This window comes from Saccharothrix longispora, assembly GCF_030852425.1.
In the GTDB taxonomy this organism is placed as follows: domain Bacteria; phylum Actinomycetota; class Actinomycetes; order Mycobacteriales; family Pseudonocardiaceae; genus Actinosynnema; species Actinosynnema longispora.
The window spans coordinates 1-16,952 of sequence record NZ_NSDM01000027.1 but is presented as its reverse complement, the minus strand read 5'-3'; the positions used below and the strand labels follow the sequence as shown (position 1 = coordinate 16,952).

General features: G+C 73.1%; 19 protein-coding genes and 1 riboswitch. Of the genes, 14 read left to right on the top strand and 5 right to left on the bottom strand.

Features of this window, described 5'->3' with window-relative positions:
* Positions 1–58 precede the first annotated feature (58 nt).
* From pgeF to CKY47_RS34975, 6 genes are all read left to right on the top strand, one after another.
* A complete protein-coding gene (pgeF, locus tag CKY47_RS35000; RefSeq protein ID WP_306750667.1) occupies positions 59–763 on the top strand; it encodes a peptidoglycan editing factor PgeF in 705 nt (234 codons plus the stop codon).
* A 50-nt stretch (positions 764–813) separates the two neighbouring features.
* Positions 814–1,539 (top strand): YggS family pyridoxal phosphate-dependent enzyme, encoded by a 726-nt coding sequence (locus CKY47_RS34995; protein ID WP_306750666.1) that lies wholly within the window; start codon positions 814–816, stop codon positions 1,537–1,539.
* Positions 1,540–1,607: 68 nt separating this feature from the next.
* Entirely contained in the window at positions 1,608–2,225 is a 618-nt protein-coding gene (locus CKY47_RS34990; protein ID WP_306750665.1) for a cell division protein SepF, read from the top strand.
* 20 nt (positions 2,226–2,245) lie between these two features.
* Positions 2,246–2,530: a YggT family protein gene (locus CKY47_RS34985; RefSeq protein WP_233812844.1), complete on the top strand. Its 285-nt coding sequence runs from the start codon at positions 2,246–2,248 to the stop codon at positions 2,528–2,530.
* A 45-nt stretch (positions 2,531–2,575) separates the two neighbouring features.
* Complete coding sequence (gene wag31 / locus CKY47_RS34980) at positions 2,576–3,391, top strand: DivIVA-like cell division protein Wag31 (protein ID WP_306750664.1); 816 nt, start codon at positions 2,576–2,578, stop codon at positions 3,389–3,391.
* A 28-nt stretch (positions 3,392–3,419) separates the two neighbouring features.
* A complete protein-coding gene (locus CKY47_RS34975) occupies positions 3,420–3,971 on the top strand; it encodes a hypothetical protein (RefSeq protein ID WP_306750663.1) in 552 nt (183 codons plus the stop codon).
* Between the two features lie 12 nt (positions 3,972–3,983).
* Here CKY47_RS34975 and CKY47_RS34970 read toward each other — a convergent pair whose 3' ends face one another.
* Positions 3,984–4,484 (bottom strand): hypothetical protein, encoded by a 501-nt coding sequence (locus CKY47_RS34970; protein WP_306750662.1) that lies wholly within the window; start codon positions 4,482–4,484, stop codon positions 3,984–3,986.
* Between the two features lie 328 nt (positions 4,485–4,812).
* Here CKY47_RS34970 and ileS point away from each other — a divergent pair, with 328 nt between their 5' ends.
* On the top strand, positions 4,813–7,920 hold the full coding sequence (gene ileS / locus CKY47_RS34965; protein ID WP_306750661.1) for an isoleucine--tRNA ligase: 3,108 nt from the start codon (positions 4,813–4,815) through the stop codon (positions 7,918–7,920).
* Positions 7,921–8,034: 114 nt separating this feature from the next.
* Here ileS and CKY47_RS34960 read toward each other — a convergent pair whose 3' ends face one another.
* The 3 genes from CKY47_RS34960 to CKY47_RS34950 all read right to left on the bottom strand — a co-directional run bounded on the left by CKY47_RS34960 (position 8,035) and on the right by CKY47_RS34950 (position 9,906).
* A complete protein-coding gene (locus CKY47_RS34960; protein WP_306750710.1) occupies positions 8,035–8,601 on the bottom strand; it encodes an RNA polymerase sigma factor in 567 nt (188 codons plus the stop codon).
* Between the two features lie 98 nt (positions 8,602–8,699).
* A complete protein-coding gene (locus tag CKY47_RS34955) occupies positions 8,700–9,248 on the bottom strand; it encodes an RNA polymerase sigma factor (RefSeq protein WP_306750660.1) in 549 nt (182 codons plus the stop codon).
* Positions 9,249–9,450: 202 nt separating this feature from the next.
* Positions 9,451–9,906 carry an SRPBCC family protein gene (locus tag CKY47_RS34950; protein WP_306750659.1) on the bottom strand — a complete coding sequence of 152 codons (456 nt, stop codon included), beginning with the start codon at positions 9,904–9,906 and terminating at the stop codon, positions 9,451–9,453.
* A 58-nt stretch (positions 9,907–9,964) separates the two neighbouring features.
* Between CKY47_RS34950 and CKY47_RS34945 the strand changes: the two genes are divergently transcribed.
* Positions 9,965–10,513, top strand: a complete 549-nt coding sequence (locus CKY47_RS34945) for a TetR/AcrR family transcriptional regulator (protein ID WP_306750657.1) — start codon at positions 9,965–9,967, stop codon at positions 10,511–10,513.
* The gene (locus CKY47_RS34940; RefSeq protein ID WP_306750656.1) at positions 10,506–10,784 is read left to right on the top strand and encodes a DUF167 domain-containing protein; all 279 of its coding nucleotides are present in this window, start codon (positions 10,506–10,508) and stop codon (positions 10,782–10,784) included. The genes CKY47_RS34945 and CKY47_RS34940 overlap by 8 nt, the downstream gene beginning before the upstream one ends.
* A gap of 24 nt (positions 10,785–10,808) precedes the next feature.
* Here the strand turns inward: CKY47_RS34940 and CKY47_RS34935 are convergent, their stop codons facing one another.
* Entirely contained in the window at positions 10,809–11,750 is a 942-nt protein-coding gene (locus tag CKY47_RS34935; RefSeq protein ID WP_306750655.1) for a M28 family metallopeptidase, read from the bottom strand.
* Positions 11,751–11,927: 177 nt separating this feature from the next.
* Here CKY47_RS34935 and CKY47_RS34930 point away from each other — a divergent pair, with 177 nt between their 5' ends.
* The 5 genes from CKY47_RS34930 (at position 11,928) to CKY47_RS34910 (ending at position 16,827) form a co-directional block, all read left to right on the top strand.
* The gene (locus tag CKY47_RS34930) at positions 11,928–13,409 is read left to right on the top strand and encodes a potassium/proton antiporter (RefSeq protein ID WP_306750654.1); all 1,482 of its coding nucleotides are present in this window, start codon (positions 11,928–11,930) and stop codon (positions 13,407–13,409) included.
* Positions 13,410–13,497: 88 nt separating this feature from the next.
* Positions 13,498–13,611, top strand: a riboswitch (SAM riboswitch).
* Between the two features lie 40 nt (positions 13,612–13,651).
* The gene (locus CKY47_RS34925; RefSeq protein WP_306750653.1) at positions 13,652–14,971 is read left to right on the top strand and encodes an aminotransferase class V-fold PLP-dependent enzyme; all 1,320 of its coding nucleotides are present in this window, start codon (positions 13,652–13,654) and stop codon (positions 14,969–14,971) included.
* Between the two features lie 23 nt (positions 14,972–14,994).
* Entirely contained in the window at positions 14,995–15,612 is a 618-nt protein-coding gene (gene lspA / locus CKY47_RS34920) for a signal peptidase II (RefSeq protein ID WP_306750652.1), read from the top strand.
* Complete coding sequence (locus tag CKY47_RS34915; RefSeq protein ID WP_306750651.1) at positions 15,609–16,541, top strand: RluA family pseudouridine synthase; 933 nt, start codon at positions 15,609–15,611, stop codon at positions 16,539–16,541. The genes lspA and CKY47_RS34915 overlap by 4 nt, the downstream gene beginning before the upstream one ends.
* Before the next feature lie 61 nt (positions 16,542–16,602).
* Positions 16,603–16,827 (top strand): hypothetical protein, encoded by a 225-nt coding sequence (locus tag CKY47_RS34910; RefSeq protein ID WP_306750650.1) that lies wholly within the window; start codon positions 16,603–16,605, stop codon positions 16,825–16,827.
* The last annotated feature ends 125 nt before the right edge of the window (positions 16,828–16,952 follow it).

The window sequence follows — 16,952 nt, the reverse complement described above, 5'->3', positions numbered from 1 at the left end:
TGGGCTTACGACTCTCGGGGTTTGGGGGTTGGACTCGCGGGGGTGGGAAGCTGGGGGGGTGCGCATCCGTCGTGTCCTGACCACCCGTGAGGGTGGGGTGTCCAAGGCTCCGTTCGACTCGTTCAACCTCGGTGACCACGTCGGTGACGACCCGGTCGCCGTCGAGGCCAACCGGAGGAGGTTGGCCGAGGGGATAGGGCTGGCGCCCGACCGGCTGGTCTGGATGGAACAGGTCCACGGGCGGACGGTGGGGGTCGTCCGCGGGCCGGTCGACGCGCCGCTGGAGGCCACCGACGCGGTGGTCACCGACCAGGCGGGGCTGGGGTTGGTGGTGCTCACCGCCGACTGCGTGCCGGTGCTGATGGGCGACCCCGAGGCCGGTGTCGTCGCCGCCGTGCACGCCGGACGGGTCGGCGCGCGGGTCGGGGTCGTGCCGGCCGCGCTGGAGCGCATGGTCGAGCTGGGGGCGGACCCGGGGCGCGTCGAGGTGCTGCTGGGACCCGCCGTGTGCGGCCAGTGCTACGAGGTGCCCGCCGACATGCGCGCCGACGTCGAGAAGCACCTGCCGGGCAGTGCCGCCACGACCCGGGCCGGCAAGCCCGCCCTCGACCTGCGGGCCGGGTTGTGGCAGCAGCTCGCGGACGCCGGCGTCGGGAAGATCGGCGTCGACCCGCGGTGCACGGTGGAGGAGAAGACGCTGTTCAGCCACCGCCGCACGCCCGGGACCGGGCGGTTGGCCGGCGTCGTCTGGATCGACCGGTGAACGCGGGAGCGGTGAGTCGGGTGGGTGGGGGCGACGTGGCGGAGGGTGACGTGGCGGAGGGTGACGTGGCGGAGGCGCCTGGGCGGCGGGAGGAGCTTGCGCAGGCGCTCGGGGAGGTGCGGGAGCGGATCGCGCGGGCCTGCCGGGCGGTCGGGCGCGGCGAGGACGAGGTGGCGCTGCTCGCGGTCACCAAGACGTGGCCCGCGTCCGACGTGGCGATCCTGTCGGACCTGGGGCTCACCGAGTTCGCCGAGAACCGGGACCAGGAGGCGAGCCGCAAGGTGGCGGAGTTCGCCGAGCTGCGACCCGGCGCCGCGGCCGAATGGCGGATGGTCGGTTCCCTCCAGCGGAACAAGGCCCGCTCGGTGCTCGGCTGGGCCGACCGGGTGGACACGGTCGACTCGACCCGGCTCGCCGACGCCCTCGCGAGGGCCGCGACGGAGCCGGTGGACGTCCTCGTCCAGGTGAGCATCGACGGCGACGTCGCACGTGGCGGGCACCCCATCGGTGACCTACCGCGACTGGCCGATCACGTAGCACTTACGAGTGAACTTTTTTTGCGAGGTGTGATGACCGTCGCACCCCTCTCCATGTCTCCACAGCAGGCGTTTGCCGCTCTATACGAAGCGGTAACCCGCTTGCGGGACGATCATCCCGATGCCACCGTGATCTCGGCGGGGATGAGCGGCGACCTGGAAGATGCCATTGCACACGGTTCGACGTGCGTGCGTGTCGGAACAGCGTTGCTGGGCAGCCGGAGACTAGCCTCGCCGTAACTGTCTGGAACCCTGGGACGGCCGCGACGTCCTTGCGGGTAGGGATCGGCGGAGGAAGGGCTCGAACCATGAGCGGGTTTCACAAGCTGAAGGCTTACTTCGGGATGGTCCCCGCCGAGTACGCCGACGACCCCGACGCCTACGACGGTGACCGTCGGTACTCGGACTACCGGTCCGAGTACTCCGACGCCGACGACTACGAGCCGTACCCCGAGCAGCGCGGCCCCCGCCGCCGGCCGGCCGGCGCCTACCGCGCCGAGCTGGACGAGGCGGAGGACTACGAGCCCGAGCGCGGCGCGCGGCCGCGTCGCTCGTGGAGCCCGGAGACGCACGGCGCGCTGGCCGTGGAGCCGCAGCGCGAGCCGGTCAGCAGGCCGCGCCCGACCCCCGAGCCCGCGGGCAACCCGCTGGCCCGGATCACCACCCTGCACCTGCGCAGCTACAACGAGGCGCGGACCATCGGCGAGCACTACCGCGACGGCACGCCGGTGATCATGAACCTCACCGACATGGACGACGCGGACGCCAAGCGGCTTGTCGACTTCGCGGCGGGTCTCGTGTTCGCGCTGCGCGGGTCCATGGACAAGGTGACCCACAAGGTGTTCCTCCTCTCACCTCCGAACATCGAGGTGACTGCGGAGGACCGGAGGCGGCTCGCCGAGGGCGGGTTCCTCAAGCGGGACTGAGTGGTGGCACAGTTGACGCTGTGGATGCCCTCTGGCTCGTGGTCTACTACGTCCTGTTCTCGTTCTGGCTGCTGCTCACGGCGCGTGTCGTCGTCGAGCTGGTCCGCAGTTTCGCCAGGGGATGGCGGCCTGCGGGCGGGGTGGCAGTTGCTCTGGAGACCGTGTACACCGTGACCGATCCCCCGGTCCGCCTGCTGCGTCGGCTCATCCCGACCGTGCGGATCGGGGGCATCGGGCTGGACTTGTCCATTATTGTGCTGTTGCTGGTCGTTATCATTCTGATGCGAGTAGCCGATCCCAGGTGAGGGGACCGGGGATGTCCACAGCCCAGGAGTGCGTGAGGTGATCTGATGCCGTTGACCCCCGCGGACGTGCACAACGTCGCGTTCAGCAAGCCGCCGATTGGCAAGCGGGGCTACAACGAGGACGAGGTGGACGCGTTCCTCGACCTGGTTGAGGGCGAGCTCGCCCGCCTGATCGAGGAGAACAACGACCTGCGCCAGCAGGTCGAGCAGCTCGACCAGCAGGTCGAGACCGCGCGTGCCGACCTCGAGGACGCCCGAGCCAAGGTCGCGGCAGGCGTCGGCCCCAGCCGCGTCGTGGACGAGCCCCGCAGGCTCGCGCCCGTGCCGCCCCCCTCGGCGTTGGAGCAGACGTCGCCCGGTGGTGGTGGGGACCACCACGTCCAGGCCGCCAAGGTGCTCGGACTGGCCCAGGAGATGGCCGACCGGCTCACCGGTGAGGCCAAGGCCGAGGCCGACGGGATGCTGTCGGAGGCCCGGACGAAGTCCGAGCAGCTGCTGAGCGAGGCCCGTGCCAAGGCCGACACGATGGTCAACGAGGCGCGCACGCGTGCCGAGACCATGCTCAACGACGCGCGGACCCGTGCCGAGACGCTGGAGCGGCAGGCCCGTGAGAAGGCCGGTGCGCTCGACCGCGACGCGCAGCGCAAGCACGCCGAGGTGATGGGCAACATCACCCAGGAGAAGAACACGCTCGAGAAGCAGATCGACAAGCTCCAGACCTTCGAGCGCGAGTACCGGACCCGGCTCAAGACCATGCTGGAGTCGTCGCTGCGCGACCTCCAGGACCGGGGCCCGGCCGCACCGTCCGACAGCCGCCAGCCCGGTGGTTACTCGTTCGGGGCGCGCGCCGAGGCCGGCTGATCGGCGTCGCTGATCTAGTCTGCTCGACGTGCTGTACGTAGTCCTGCTGTTGGTGCTGGTAGCCCTGGGGTTGCTCGTGCCCGCCCTGACCACGACCCAGACGTCCTGGGCGTGGTCGTCGGTGGGCGCGAGCGGGGCCGCGGCCGTGGTCCTGGTGCTCGACTGGTGGCTCCGCCGCCGGTCGGGACCCCGGGCTGCCGGCGCCACCGGTGTTGATCATCAGGTTAGCGGTGGCGGTCGACGGGGCGGAACCGAGGGGGCGGACGGCCCGCGGGCGTCGTCCGGGCAGGTCGAGCGCTCCGACGCCGAGCCCGCCGAGGAGGACGTGGACGCCGCCGACGCCCTGGTCGTTGCCGACCTGACCGACGAGGTCCGGGTGCTCGACGAACGACCCCGCTACCACCTGGCCGACTGCTCGTGGCTGGGGGAGCGGACCTCGCTGGGGCTGCCGGTCGACGAGGCCCGCCGGCTCGGGTTCACGCCGTGCGCGGTGTGCCGGCCGGACTCCTCGCTCGCCGGGGCCGAGCGCTCGGCGGACTCGACGGGCTCCGGGGAACCCGCCGAGTCCGAGGCGTCCTAGCCGACCGGCGACTCAGCTGCCCAGCGTGGCGCGTCCCCGGAACGCGGGCGCGTCGGCGGTGCCGCAGCGCTGCTCGACCTCCACGTCCACGTCGGTGAGCCGCCCCGTCCCCGGGTCGCGCTCGATCCGGTGGATCGTGAAGTGCCCGGACACCGGGCCGCACACGAACCCCCCGGCGATCACCCGCAGGGTCGGCTTCGCCGGGTCGAGGCGCCAGGTGACGTCGGTGTACGTGCCGACCTCCAGCGGTGCGCCGCCCGCCGCAGCCAGCTCGACCCGGACGAGGTCCGCGTTCGGGACCGAGTCCACGTCGAACTTGAGCACGCCGTCCAGCTCCCAGACCCGGACGTCGTCCTCCGGGGTGGACCAGTGCACGTCCCGCTCGCCGACCGGGAACGATCCCGCCTCGGAGCGGACCTCGAACGTCGCCACCCGCTCCTCGCCGGCCGCGGCCGGCAGGGCCAGGGCCGGCAGCGCGACGACCGCCAGCAGCAGTGCGGTGGTTCTTCCCACGGTGTTCCCCCTCGTGAACGGCGATAGCTGCTCCACCAGGTTGTCGGTGTGGTCCGTCCCGCCGCCATGGGGGGAACTACTCAAAGCGGTTTGCCCGCTCGGCTACCCTTGGTGGTAGCAAGGCGCCGATCCGGCCATCACCGGGGAGCCTCCGGAAGAACGGGCCCGCGAGGGCCTCAGTAGAACCGGACGGGTGCGGCCCGTCACAGCCGTTCGACCAAGAGAGGCCAGAGCCTTCGCGCCCTGGCAAGCGGGGTGGTACCGCGGTGCGCCGTCCGTCGGCGCGTCGTCCCCGTGAGCCGGATGTACGCACGCGAGGAGCAGCACGATGGCCTACCCGAAGGCAGGCGAGGGCTCCGTTCCCTCCCAGCCGTCCTTCCCCGCCCTGGAAGAGGGCGTCCTCGACTTCTGGAAGTCCGACGCGACGTTCCAGGCGTCGATCGACGCGCGCCCGGCGGGGGACAACGGGTCCAACGAGTTCGTCTTCTACGACGGCCCGCCCTTCGCCAACGGCCTGCCGCACTACGGTCACCTGCTGACCGGCTACGTCAAGGACGTCGTCCCGCGCTACCGGACCATGCGGGGCGAGCACGTCGAGCGCCGGTTCGGCTGGGACACGCACGGCCTGCCCGCGGAGGTCGAGGCGGAGAAGCAGCTCGGGTTCTCGTCCAAGAGCGAGATCGAGGCGTTCGGCATCGAGAAGTTCAACGAGGCCTGCCGCACGTCGGTGCTCCGGTACACCGGCCAGTGGCGCGACTACGTGACCCGGCAGGCCCGCTGGGTGGACTTCGACGACGACTACAAGACCCTCGACCTGGACTACATGGAAAGCGTCATGTGGGCCTTCCGGACCCTGTGGGACAAGGGCCTGGTCTACGAGGGCTTCCGGGTGCTCTGGTACTGCTGGCGCTGCGAGACGCCGCTGTCCAACACCGAGACGAAGATGGACGACACCTACCGGGACCGGCAGGACCCGGCGGTGACCGTCGGCCTGCGCCTGGAGACCGGCGAGCTGGCCCTGGTCTGGACGACGACGCCGTGGACGCTGCCGTCGAACCTCGCGGCGGCCGTGCACCCGGACGTGGACTACGTGACGGTCGAGGCGAACGGCGAGCGCTACCTGCTCGCCGAGGCCCGCGTGCCCGCGTACGCCCGCGAGCTGGGCGAGGAGCCGCCGGTCGTGGCCCGGTGCAAGGGCGCCGACCTCGTGGGCCGGAAGTACGCGCCGCCGTTCGGCTTCTTCGCCGGGCGGGAGAACGCGCACCAGGTGCTGCCCGCCGACTACGTCACCACCGAGGACGGCACGGGCGTCGTGCACATCGCCCCCGCCTTCGGCGAGGAGGACAAGGCCGTCACGGACGCGGCCGGCATCGAGGTCGTCGTGCCGGTGGACGCGCACGGCCGGTTCACCGCCGAGGTGCCGCCGTACGAGGGCCTCCAGGTGTTCGAGGCGAACAAGCCGATCATCCGCGACCTGAAGGACGCGGGCCTGCTGCTGCGCCACGAGACCTACGACCACCCGTACCCGCACTGCTGGCGGTGCGACAACGCGCTGATCCAGCGCGCGGTGTCGTCGTGGTTCGTCGCCGTGTCGAAGTTCAAGGACCGCATGGTCGAGCTGAACCAGCAGATCAACTGGGTGCCGGAGCACATCAAGGACGGCCAGTTCGGCAAGTGGCTGGAGAACGCCCGCGACTGGAACATCAGCCGCAACCGGTTCTGGGGCTCCCCGATCCCGGTGTGGGTGTCGGACGACCCGGCGTACCCGAGGGTCGACGTGTACGGCTCGCTGGACGAGCTGGAGCGCGACTTCGGCGTGCGCCCGACCGACCTGCACCGGCCCGTGATCGACGAGCTGACCAGGCCGAACCCGGACGACCCGACCGGCCGCTCGGTGATGCGCCGGGTGCCCGAGGTGCTGGACTGCTGGTTCGAGTCCGGTTCGATGTCGTTCGCCCAGGTGCACTACCCGTTCGAGAACCGCGCGTGGTTCGAGGACCACTACCCGGGCGACTTCATCGTCGAGTACAACGGCCAGACGCGCGGCTGGTTCTACACCATGCACGTGCTGGCCACGGCGCTGTTCGACCGGCCCGCGTTCCGCAACTGCGTGGCGCACGGCATCGTGCTGGGCGACGACGGCCAGAAGATGTCCAAGTCGCGCAAGAACTACCCGGACGTGAACGAGGTGTTCGACCGCGACGGGTCCGACGCGATGAGGTGGTTCCTCATGGCGTCGCCGATCCTGCGCGGCGGCGACCTGGTCGTCACCGAGCGGGGCATCCGGGACGCGGTGCGCCAGGCCGTGCTGCCGCTGTGGAACTCCTGGTACTTCCTGGCGCTGTACGCCAACGCCGAGGGGCGCGAGGGGACCTGGCGGACCGACTCGCCGCACGTGCTGGACCGGTACGCGCTGGCCAAGACGCACGACCTGGTCGCGGCGGTGACGGGACAGCTGGACGCCTACGACATCTCGGGCGCGTGCGCGACGGTCCGGGAGTTCCTGGAGGTGCTGACCAACTGGTACGTGCGGCGGTCGCGCGACCGGTTCTGGGCGGGCGAGCAGGACGCGATCGACACCCTGCACACCGTCCTGGAGGTGGTCTGCCGGGTGGCGGCGCCGCTGCTGCCGCTCACCACCGAGTCGGTGTGGCGCGGGCTGACCGGCGGGCGCTCGGTGCACCTGGCCGACTGGCCGGCCGCGTCCGACCTGCCGGCCGACGCCGTGCTGGTCGCGGCGATGGACAAGGTGCGGCAGGTGGCGTCCACGGCGCTGTCGCTGCGCAAGGCGAACAAGCTCCGCGTGCGGCTGCCGCTGGCGAAGCTGGTCATCGCCGCGCCGGACGTGGCGCTGCTGGAGCCGTTCGCCGAGGTCCTGCGGGACGAGGTGAACGTCAAGTCGGTCGAGCTGACCGACGACGTGGACGCGCACGGGCACTTCCAGCTCGCGGTCAACGCGCGGGTGGCCGGGCCTCGGCTCGGGCCGGACGTGCAGAAGGTCATCAGGGCCGTGAAGGCCGGTGACTGGGCCGAGGTCGACGGCCGCGTCGTGGCCGCCGGGGTCGAGCTGTTCCCGGAGGAGTACGAGCAGCGGCTGGTCGCCACGGACCAGGACGCCACGGCGGCGCTGCCGAACAACTCGGGTCTCGTCGTGCTGGACACGGTGGTGACGGCGGAGCTGGCGGCGGAGGGCGTCGCACGCGACCTGGTGCGGGGCGTGCAGCAGGCGCGCAAGGACGCCGGGCTGGACGTGTCGGACCGGATCGCGCTGGTGCTGGACCTGCCGGAGGACGTCGAGGCGGCGGTGCGCGCGTTCGAGGCGTTCGTGAAGCAGGAGACCCTCGCCGAGGTGGTCGTGCACGGCGAGGTGCCGGAGGGCTCCGACTGCGTCGTCGGCGAGGGCCGGAAGGCCCGGATCGCGGTGTCGCGGGTCTGAGGCTGCCGCAGGGGTCCCCGCCAGGGGACCCCTGCTTTCATCCTGCCGGCCGGCACCGACGGCTCCGGCGCGTCCGCGGCGGCCTGTGGACGACTTCCGGTGCCGCACGCGTCGTCACACGACGTCGTCCTTCTCCAGGCGTTCGCGCAACCGGGTCAGGCACCGGCCGCGGGTGGGGCCGATGGAGCCCCTCGGCATCGACAGGGCCTCGGCCACCGCCCGGTACTCGGCGCGGCCCGCCAGCACGGTGAGCCTGAGCAGCTCCTGGCAGCGCCTCGACATCGTGCCGAACGCCTGCCACAGGCGGCGGTCGCGGTCGTTCTGGAGGGCTTCCGGCTCGGGCAGCCAGCGGTCGTCGGGCATGTCCAGGGCCGAGTCCGTGGACAGCGTTGGGCGGCCGTTGCGCTCGCGCCACGCGCGCTGGGACTCGCGGCGGGTGGCGACGATCAGCCAGCCGGCGACGGCGCGCGGCTCGACCAGGCGGTCCAGGTGGCGCAGCAGGCTCAACCACACCGTCTGCACGACGTCCTCCGCGGTGACCTGGTCGAGGCCGTTGCCGCGGGCCACGTGCCAGACGAGCGGGGTCAGCTCGGTGACCAGCGCGTCCATCGCCTCGCGGGAGCCGGACCGGGCGGCGGTGACGAGGGCGGCCTGGCGTTCGTGCCGCGATTCCTGCGCCATGATCGCGACCAGGCCCAGCTCGTCCGGCTCCGGGTCGTCGGGGATGGCGTCGGCCAGCTCCGCGCGCAGGTGGTCCAGCCGAGGGTCCAGTTCGTCGCTCATGGAGTTGAAGTCCCCTTCCCGCGCACGCGGCGTTCCTCGTTGCCCACCCGTGCGCTCACCTTCGCCCGCGCCTCCGACACGTACCGGCGCACCGAGTCGCGGCCGCAGCCCAGCACGTCGGCGATCTCGTCGTCGGCGAAGTCCCAGAACCGGAGCACCAGCGCGGTGCGCAGGTGCTCCGGCAGGGTCGCGACGGCGGCCAGCGTGCTGGTCAACTCGTGCCACGCCTCGGCGTCCCGGTGCCGCTGCACCAGGATGCGGAACGTACCGCGCTGCCGGGCCACGACCTCGTCGGACAGCTCGCTCGGCCGCTCCCGCCGGCGGGCCTGGTCCACCAGCAGGTTGCGGATCGTCCGCACCAGCCAAGCACGTCTCGACGCGACGGCGATCACCGGCCAGTTCCGCCACGCGGAGGCGAACGCGTCCTGCACCGCGGACTCGTGGTCCAGGTGGGGTGACAGCACCGCCGCGAACCGGCACATGCGGGTGCGTTCGCGGTGGTAGAAGTCGGTGAAGGCGGCCGCGTGATCGGGGTCTGCCGGCACGAACCCCCCTCCCCTCCGATCGGTGCCCGTACCCGGTAGACGGACGGACCCGCGGGTTGTGGAGGAAATTCGCCGCCGACCATCCTCCCGGTCGCCGCCCGGGGCAAGCCGACCCGCCTGGACCACCTGTCCGGGTGAACCGCGGCCGGGTCGCCCCGGGAGGGCGCTGGTCGGGCAGGGCGGTCGTCGGGCAGGGCGGTCGTCAGGGGCGGGCGAGCCGGCGCGCCCCGGCGCGCAGCAGCCGCACCCACGGCGACCACCGGGCCGGCCGGGCGGGTGGGTGTCCCGCCATCCGTCCGGCCCGGTCCAGCAGGTCCTCGACCAGCGCGTCGTGCAGCCATCGCACGGCGAGCGGCCACCACAGCCGCATCCACCCGCGCGGCTCGCCCCGCAGCACGTGGCGCAGCCCGCCGGGGACGACCTCCAGCACGTGCCCGCCGACCAGGCCGAGGGTCGGCGCGAAGGTGAACTCCACCCGTTCGCGCGGTCGGTGCCCGGTGCACGCGTACCGCACGAACCCGTGCCCGCCGGTCGCCCCCACGCCGAGGGGCCGGTCGAGCACCAGCGGCGGCCAGCGGTCCGCGGGCCACAGCTCGACGACCCGGTCCACCAGGTCCGCCGCGCCCGGGACGGCGCGCTCGTGCACGTTGTCGATCACCGGTACCCCTTCCGTACGGCACCGTACGGTGCGCGCCCGTACGGTAGCGTACGGAACCGTGGCACGGAGGACCCGCGACGACTGGACCGCGGTCGCGCTGCGGGCGCTCGCCGAGGGCGGGGTGCCCGCGGTCGCGGTCGAACCGCTGGCCGCGCGCCTCGGGGCGACCAAGGGCAGCGCCTACTGGCACTTCCCCAACCGGGCCGCCCTGCTCGCGGCGACCCTCGAACGCTGGGAGCGGGAGCACACCGAGGCCGTCATCGGGCTGGTGGAGGCCGTGCCGGACCCGCTCGACCGGCTGCGGCTGCTGTTCGGCACGGTCCTGGAGCGCGTCGGGGACGCCGCGGTCGAGGCGGCCATGCTCGCCGCCCGCGACGACCCGGCCGTGGCCCCGGTGCTGCGGCGCGTCACGGACCGGCGCGTCGAGTACCTGACCGGCCTCTTCGGCGAACTCGGGTTCGCGCCGGGGACGGCGCGCAGGAGGGCGCTGCTGGCCTACTCCGTCTACGTCGGCCAGGTGCACCTGCTGGTCGCCGCCCCGCACGTGACCGGTGACCGGCAGGCGCTGCTGGAGGAGGCGCTGGCGGCGGTGACGGGTCGTGGCTGAGGCGTTCCGGTTCGCGGTCCGGGTCAAGCCCGGGGCCCGGCGCGAGGCGGTCGGCGGGCGGTGGGGTGACGGCGCGCTGGTCGTCGCGGTCGCCGCGCCCGCCGTCGAGGGCAAGGCCAACGAGGCCGTGCGCAAGGCCCTGGCCGGGGCGTTCGGCGTGCGCAAGCAGGACGTCGAGGTGGTCGCGGGCGCGCGCGGCCGGGACAAGGTCGTGCAGGTCGACCCCGCCCCGGCCGACGCCCGGGACGTGCTGGAACGGCTGCTGGGCTAGCTCAGGCCCCCGGCCCGCGCGGCGTCACGCGCCCAGCGTCCACACGGCGTGCGCGATGGCGTCCGCGTTGCGGTCCAGCGCGGTCGCGTTCACGTTCGACGTGGTGTCGCACGAGCGGTGGTAGCAGCGGTCGAACGCGGTGCCCGCCGTGCCACCCCACTTCTGCGCCTGCGCGGAGGTCTTGACCCCCTCCGCGCCGGTGAACGTGCCGCCGACCGGGATGCCCGCGCGGGCGAACGCCGCGTGGTCGGACCGGCCGCCCACGCTGGTCAGCTCGGTGGGCACGCCGATCGAACCGAAGTACCCCTGGAGCGTCTGCTGGAGGGCGAGCGAGCCGGACGGCTGCCCGGACGCGCTGTAGACGAAGTAGCCGGGGTTCGGCGAGCCGGTCATGTCGAAGTTCAGGTAGCTCCTGATCCGCGACCGGTCCGTTGTGGACAGCGAGTTCACGTAGTGCGTCGAACCGACCAGGCCCAGCTCCTCGGCGCCCCACCAGGCGAAGCGCAAACGCTTGCCGGGCTGGAAACCGCTGGACCGCACGGCGAGGGCGACCTCCAGGATGCTCGCCGAACCGGTGCCGTTGTCGTTGATGCCCGGACCCGCGGCGACGCTGTCGAGGTGCCCGCCGACCATGACGACGTTGTTCGCGTCGCCCGCCGGCCAGTCGGCGATGAGGTTGTAGCCGGTGGCCCCGTTCCTGGTGAACGACTGCACCCGGGTGGTGTAGCCGGCCGCGTCCAACTTGGACTTGACCCAGTTGACCGACGCGAGGTAGCCGGGCCTGCCGTGCGCCCGGTTGCCCCCGTTCGACGAGGCGATCGACTGGAGCTGGGCCAGGTCGGCCTGGATGGCGGCGACCGGGATGTCCGGCCCGGCCAGGACGGCGGCGGGCGCGGCGGTGGCCGCCCCGGAACCGAGGAGCGCGCCGGTCAGGACCAGCGCGGTGGAGATCGTTCGCAACTTCACGGTGTTCTCCCGCAGGGAAGTGGAGGTGACCGGGGCGGCGGACCCGCACACCAACATGCCCGCACGCGCGCGGGCCGCGCTAGGGGCGTTCGGATGGTGGTCCTCACCGTTGCCGGATTAGTCCATTTCCACGCCACCGGGGAGAATGACCCCCGTCGGGTGGCTACAGGAGGTCGAGTGGGCGGTGTGACGGGCTTCCTCGGCGTGGCCGCCGCGGTCCTCCTGCTCTCGGTCGTCGCGGTGCGGGTGTCGATCCGGCTCGGCCTGCCGTCGCTGCTGCTCTACCTCGGCATCGGGGTGCTGCTGGGCGAGGCGGTGGTCGGCATCCAGTTCGAGGACGCCGACCTCACCCGTTCGCTGGGCACGGCCGCGCTCGTGCTCATCCTCACCGAGGGCGGCCTGACCACGCGGTGGAGCGCGGTGAAGCCCGCGCTGGGCCTGGGCGTCGCACTGTCCACAGTGTCCGTCGGCGTCAGCATCGCGGTCACCGGCTTCGCCCTGCACTTCCTGCTGGACATGGACTGGCGCACGGCCCTGCTGTGGGGCGCGGTGCTGTCGTCCACGGACGCGGCGGCCGTGTTCAGCGTGCTGCGCGGGGTGGGGGTGGGCAAGCGGCTCATCGGCGCGCTGGAGCTGGAGTCGGGCATCAACGACGCGCCGGTCTACATCGCCGTCGTGCTGCTCGCCGCGTCCGACCCGGTGACCTGGGCCGCGCCCGCGCTGATGGCCTACGAGCTGGTCGCGGGCGCCCTCATCGGCATCGCGCTGGGCTGGCTCGGCGGCGTGGGGCTGCGCCGCGCCGCGCTGCCCGCAACCGGCCTGTACCCGCTCGCCACGGTCGCCGTGTGCCTGCTCGCCTACACGGCGGGCGACCTCGCGCACGCCTCCGGCTTCCTCGCCGTCTACATCGCCGCGCTGGTCCTCGGCAACGCCCGCCTGCCGCACCGCGCGGACACCCTGTCGTTCGCCGAGGGCCTGGGCTGGATCGCCCAGATCGGCCTGTTCGTGCTGCTCGGCCTGTACGCGTCACCCGGTCGGCTGCTCGACGCCCTGGTCCCCGCCCTGGTCGCGGGGGCCGTGCTCGTGCTGCTGGCCAGACCGCTGTCGGTGCTGTGCGCGGCGCTGCCGTTCCGGGTGCCGTGGCGGGAACAGGTGTTCATCTCCTGGTCCGGGCTGCGCGGGGCGGTGCCCATCGTGTTCGCGCTGATCCCGCTGATCCAGGGCGTCGAGGGCGCCCAGCGGCTGGTCGACGCGGTGTTCGTGCTGGTCGTGCTGCTGACCCTGGTGCAGGGCACCACCCTGCCGTGGCTCGCGAAGTGGCTGGGGCTGGTCAAGTCCGGCGAGGCGCGCGAGGTGCAGGTCGACTCGTCGGCGCTGGACGCCCTGGGCGCCGAGCTGCTCCAGGTCCGCATCCAGCGCGGCTCCAAGCTGCACGGCGTCTACCTGTCCGAGCTGCGGCTGCCGCCGGGCTCCTCGGTCAGCCTCGTGGTGCGGGCCGAGAACAGCTTCACCCCGCAGCCGACCACCCGCCTCCAGGAGCACGACCAGCTGCTGGTCGTGTGCACGGAGGTCGCGCGCACCGCCACCGAGCAGCGGATCAGGGCGGTCGACCGGGCCGGCCGGTTCGCGCGCTGGAAGGGCGACGCCGGGCTCCCGTAGCGCCGGGTTCCCCTGCCGGGGCGGAGGGCTCCCAGGATGTGGGCGCGGCTCGACGGCGGCGCGGCGTCCGGGCTACCGTCGTGGCGAAGGTCATGAGTGCCGGTGACAAGCTCGGGCTAGCCGGCCGGCAACCCTCCTACCGCGGTGGGGTGCCCCCGATGAGGACCTGGCCGGCGCGCAGGGCGTCCGGCAAGCGCGGACTCCCTCTCCACGGGTGAGTCCCGGACTCCCCGGAGGGTGTCATGACCGTCGCAGTCCCCAGGCCCACCACCGCAGGCCTGCCCCGCGTCGTCGGCTCCGCGCTGCGCGTGCCGCTGGTCACCGGCGAACTCGTCGAGTACGCCAACCTCGACCACGCCGCCGGCGCCCCGTGCCTGGAGCAGGTCCGCGACGCCGTGGACGAGCTGCTGCCCTGGTACGCCAGCGTGCACCGGGGCGCCGGCTTCGCCTCGCAGGTCTCCACCCGCGTGTACGAGCAGGCCCGCGCCGCGGTCCGCCGCTTCCTCGGCGCCCGGTCCACGGACGCCGTCGTGTTCACCCGCAACGCCACCGACGCGCTGAACCTGCTGGCCCGCAGCCTGCCCCGGCACACCGCCGTGGTGCTGTTCGACACCGAGCACCACGCCGCCCTGCTGCCCTGGCGCGGCCCGCACGTGCGCCGCCTGCGGACCCCGTCCTCGCCCGCCGCGGCCGTGGCGGAGCTGGACCGCGCCCTGCGCGAGGCCCCGGTCGGGCCGCGCCTGGTCGTGGTGACCGGCGCGTCCAACGTGACCGGCGAGCTGTGGCCGGTCGCCGAGCTGGCCCGGGTCGCCCGCCGGCACGGCGCCCGCACCGCCCTGGACGCCGCCCAACTCGCGCCGCACCGCCCGGTCGACGTGCGCGCCCTCGACGTGGACTACGCCGTGCTCTCCGGGCACAAGCTGTACGCGCCGTTCGGCTCCGGCGCGCTGGTCGGCCGCGGCGACTGGCTCCAGGCCGCCGAGCCGTACCTGGTCGGCGGGGGCGCGACGAGCCGCGTCACCGACCACGGCGACCGGCTCGGCGTGGCCTGGGCGGCGGTGCCCGAGCGGCACGAGGCCGGCACGCCCAACGTGGTCGGCGTGCACGCCCTCGCGGTGGCCTGCGACGTCCTCGGGCGGCACTGGGAGCAGACGGCCGCGCACGAGCGCGCCCTGCTGGCCCGGCTGCGCGAGGGCCTGCGGACGGTGCCCGGCATGCACGAGCCGGCCCTGTTCGACGGGGACCGGGACCGGGTCGGCGTGGTGAGCTTCACCGTCGGCGGCCACGACGCCGGCCACCTGGCCGCGGCGCTGTCCGCCGAGCACGGCATCGGCGTGCGCGACGGCGCGTTCTGCGCCCACGTCGCCGTGCACCGGCTCACCGGCGACCGGCGGGCGCTGCGCGCGTCCCTCGGGCTGGGCACCACCGAGGAGCACGTCGACCGGCTCGTGGCGGCGCTGCGCGGCCTGGTCACCGAGGGCTCGCGGTGGTCCTACGAGCAGCGCGACGGCCGCTGGGCGCCGTGCGACGACCGGCGCGCGCTCCCGCCGTTCCTGCGCTGAGCGGGGTGTTGGACAATGGCCGGGTGAGCACCGATCCCAGCGCCGAGCCGGACGACGTCGCCGACCAGCCCGAGGCGCCGCTGCCGAAGCGCCGCGTCGCGCTGCTGGCGGTCATCGCGCCGGTCGTGCTGGCGCTCGACGTCGTGATCAAGGTGATCGCGGTCGACCGGCTGGAGGGTCGGGAGCCGGTCGAGCTGTTCGGCGGCCTGGTCTACCTGCCGCTGATCCGCAACACCGGCGCCGCGTTCGGCATGGCCGAGGGCTGGACGGTGGTCCTCGCGCTGATCGCGTGCGGCGTGGTCGGGTTCATCCTGTGGATCGCCCGCCGGCTGCGCTCGGTCGGCTGGGCGATCGGCCTCGGGCTCGTCCTCGGCGGCGCCGCGGGCAACCTGTCCGACCGGATCTTCCGGGCGCCCGGCCCGCTGCGCGGCGGGGTCGTGGACTACATCTCGGTCCTCGACCCGTGGGGCCGGTTCTTCCCGGTGTTCAACCTGGCCGACTCGGCCATCTGCGTGGGCGGGGGTGTCATCGTCCTGATGGCGCTGCTCCAGCGCGACTACGACGGGACGCGCGTGGAGAAGAAGAAGCCGGCCGGGTCCACTTCGGCGGGGTCCACTTCCGAGAAGAAGGCCGGCGAATGAGCGGCTACCGCACCCTGCCCGTGCCCGACGGCCTGGACGGGATGAGGGTCGACGCGGGCCTGGCCAAGCTGCTGGGCCTGTCGCGCACCGTCGTCGCCGCGCTCACCGAGTCCGGTGACGTGGTGCTGGACGGGCAGCCCGCCGGCAAGTCCGACCGGCTCGTGGCCGGCTCGGTGCTGGAGGTGACCCTCCCCGAGCCCGAGCGGCCGGTCCAGGTGCAGGCGGTGCCCGTGGAGGGTCTGCTCGTGCTGCACGAGGACGACGACGTGATCGTGGTCGACAAGCCGGTCGGCGTGGCCGTGCACCCCAGCCCGGGGTGGACCGGCCCGACCGTGGTGGGCGGCCTGGCCGCCGCGGGCATCCGCATCGCCACCTCCGGTGCGGCCGAGCGGCAGGGCGTCGTGCACCGGCTCGACGTCGGCACCACCGGCGTCATGGTCGTCGCCAAGAGCGAGCACGCGTACTCCGCGCTCAAGCACGCGTTCAAGGAACGCACCGTCGACAAGCTCTACCACGCGCTCGTGCAGGGCCACCCGGACCCGACCAGGGGCACCATCGACGCCCCCATCGACCGGCACCCGAAGCACGACTACAAGTTCGCCGTGATGGCCGACGGCAAGCCGAGCATCACCCACTACGAGGTGGTCGAGGCGTTCCGCGCCGCGTCCCTGCTGGACGTGCACCTGGAGACCGGTCGCACCCACCAGATCCGGGTGCACTTCTCCGCGCTGCGCCACCCGTGCGTGGGCGATCTGACCTACGGCGCCGACCCGGTCCTGGCCAAGCGCCTCGGCGTCACCAGGCAGTGGCTGCACGCCCGCACGCTCGGCTTCCACCACCCGGCCGACGGCCAGTGGGTCCAGTTCACCAGCGAGTACCCCGCCGACCTGCGGGACGCGTTGGAGCTGCTGCGCGCCGAGGGCTACTGATCGCGGGCCTCCCTCGCGTAGCGTGGTCGGCGACGGCCCGCTCGTAGGGGAGGTACGTGTGGTGTCCACGGGCAACGACGACCTGGATCTCACGCCGCCGCAGGGCATCGGGATGCCTGCCGCCGATGACGACGGCTGGAGCGTGGCGCCCGCCGTGATCGGGGGCGAGTTGCCGGAACCCGAGCCGCTGCCGACCGCCGCGCCGCCGCCCGCGCGGGTGGACGAGGCGCCGGAGGGGGCGGCGAAGCGCTCGTTCCTGGGCCGGTTCCTCCGCCGCGACGGATGACCTAGTTGTACTGCCCTGGGAGGTTGTGGGCGGTCCGACACGTAGTCGGATGATGTTGGAATGAGGGAGGGCCTCCGGGTTCGGTGTGGATTGCGACGTCTACACCAAACCGACGGAGGCCCTCG

Coding starts and splice junctions, on each gene's coding strand:
- CKY47_RS34990 (WP_306750665.1), top strand. CDS start 1,608: ATGAGCGGGTTTCACAAGCTGAAGGCTTACTTCGGGATGGTCCCCGCC.
- wag31 (WP_306750664.1), top strand. CDS start 2,576: ATGCCGTTGACCCCCGCGGACGTGCACAACGTCGCGTTCAGCAAGCCG.
- ileS (WP_306750661.1), top strand. CDS start 4,813: ATGGCCTACCCGAAGGCAGGCGAGGGCTCCGTTCCCTCCCAGCCGTCC.
- CKY47_RS34960 (WP_306750710.1), bottom strand. CDS start 8,601: ATGGCGCAGGAATCGCGGCACGAACGCCAGGCCGCCCTCGTCACCGCC.
- CKY47_RS34925 (WP_306750653.1), top strand. CDS start 13,652: ATGACCGTCGCAGTCCCCAGGCCCACCACCGCAGGCCTGCCCCGCGTC.
- CKY47_RS34915 (WP_306750651.1), top strand. CDS start 15,609: ATGAGCGGCTACCGCACCCTGCCCGTGCCCGACGGCCTGGACGGGATG.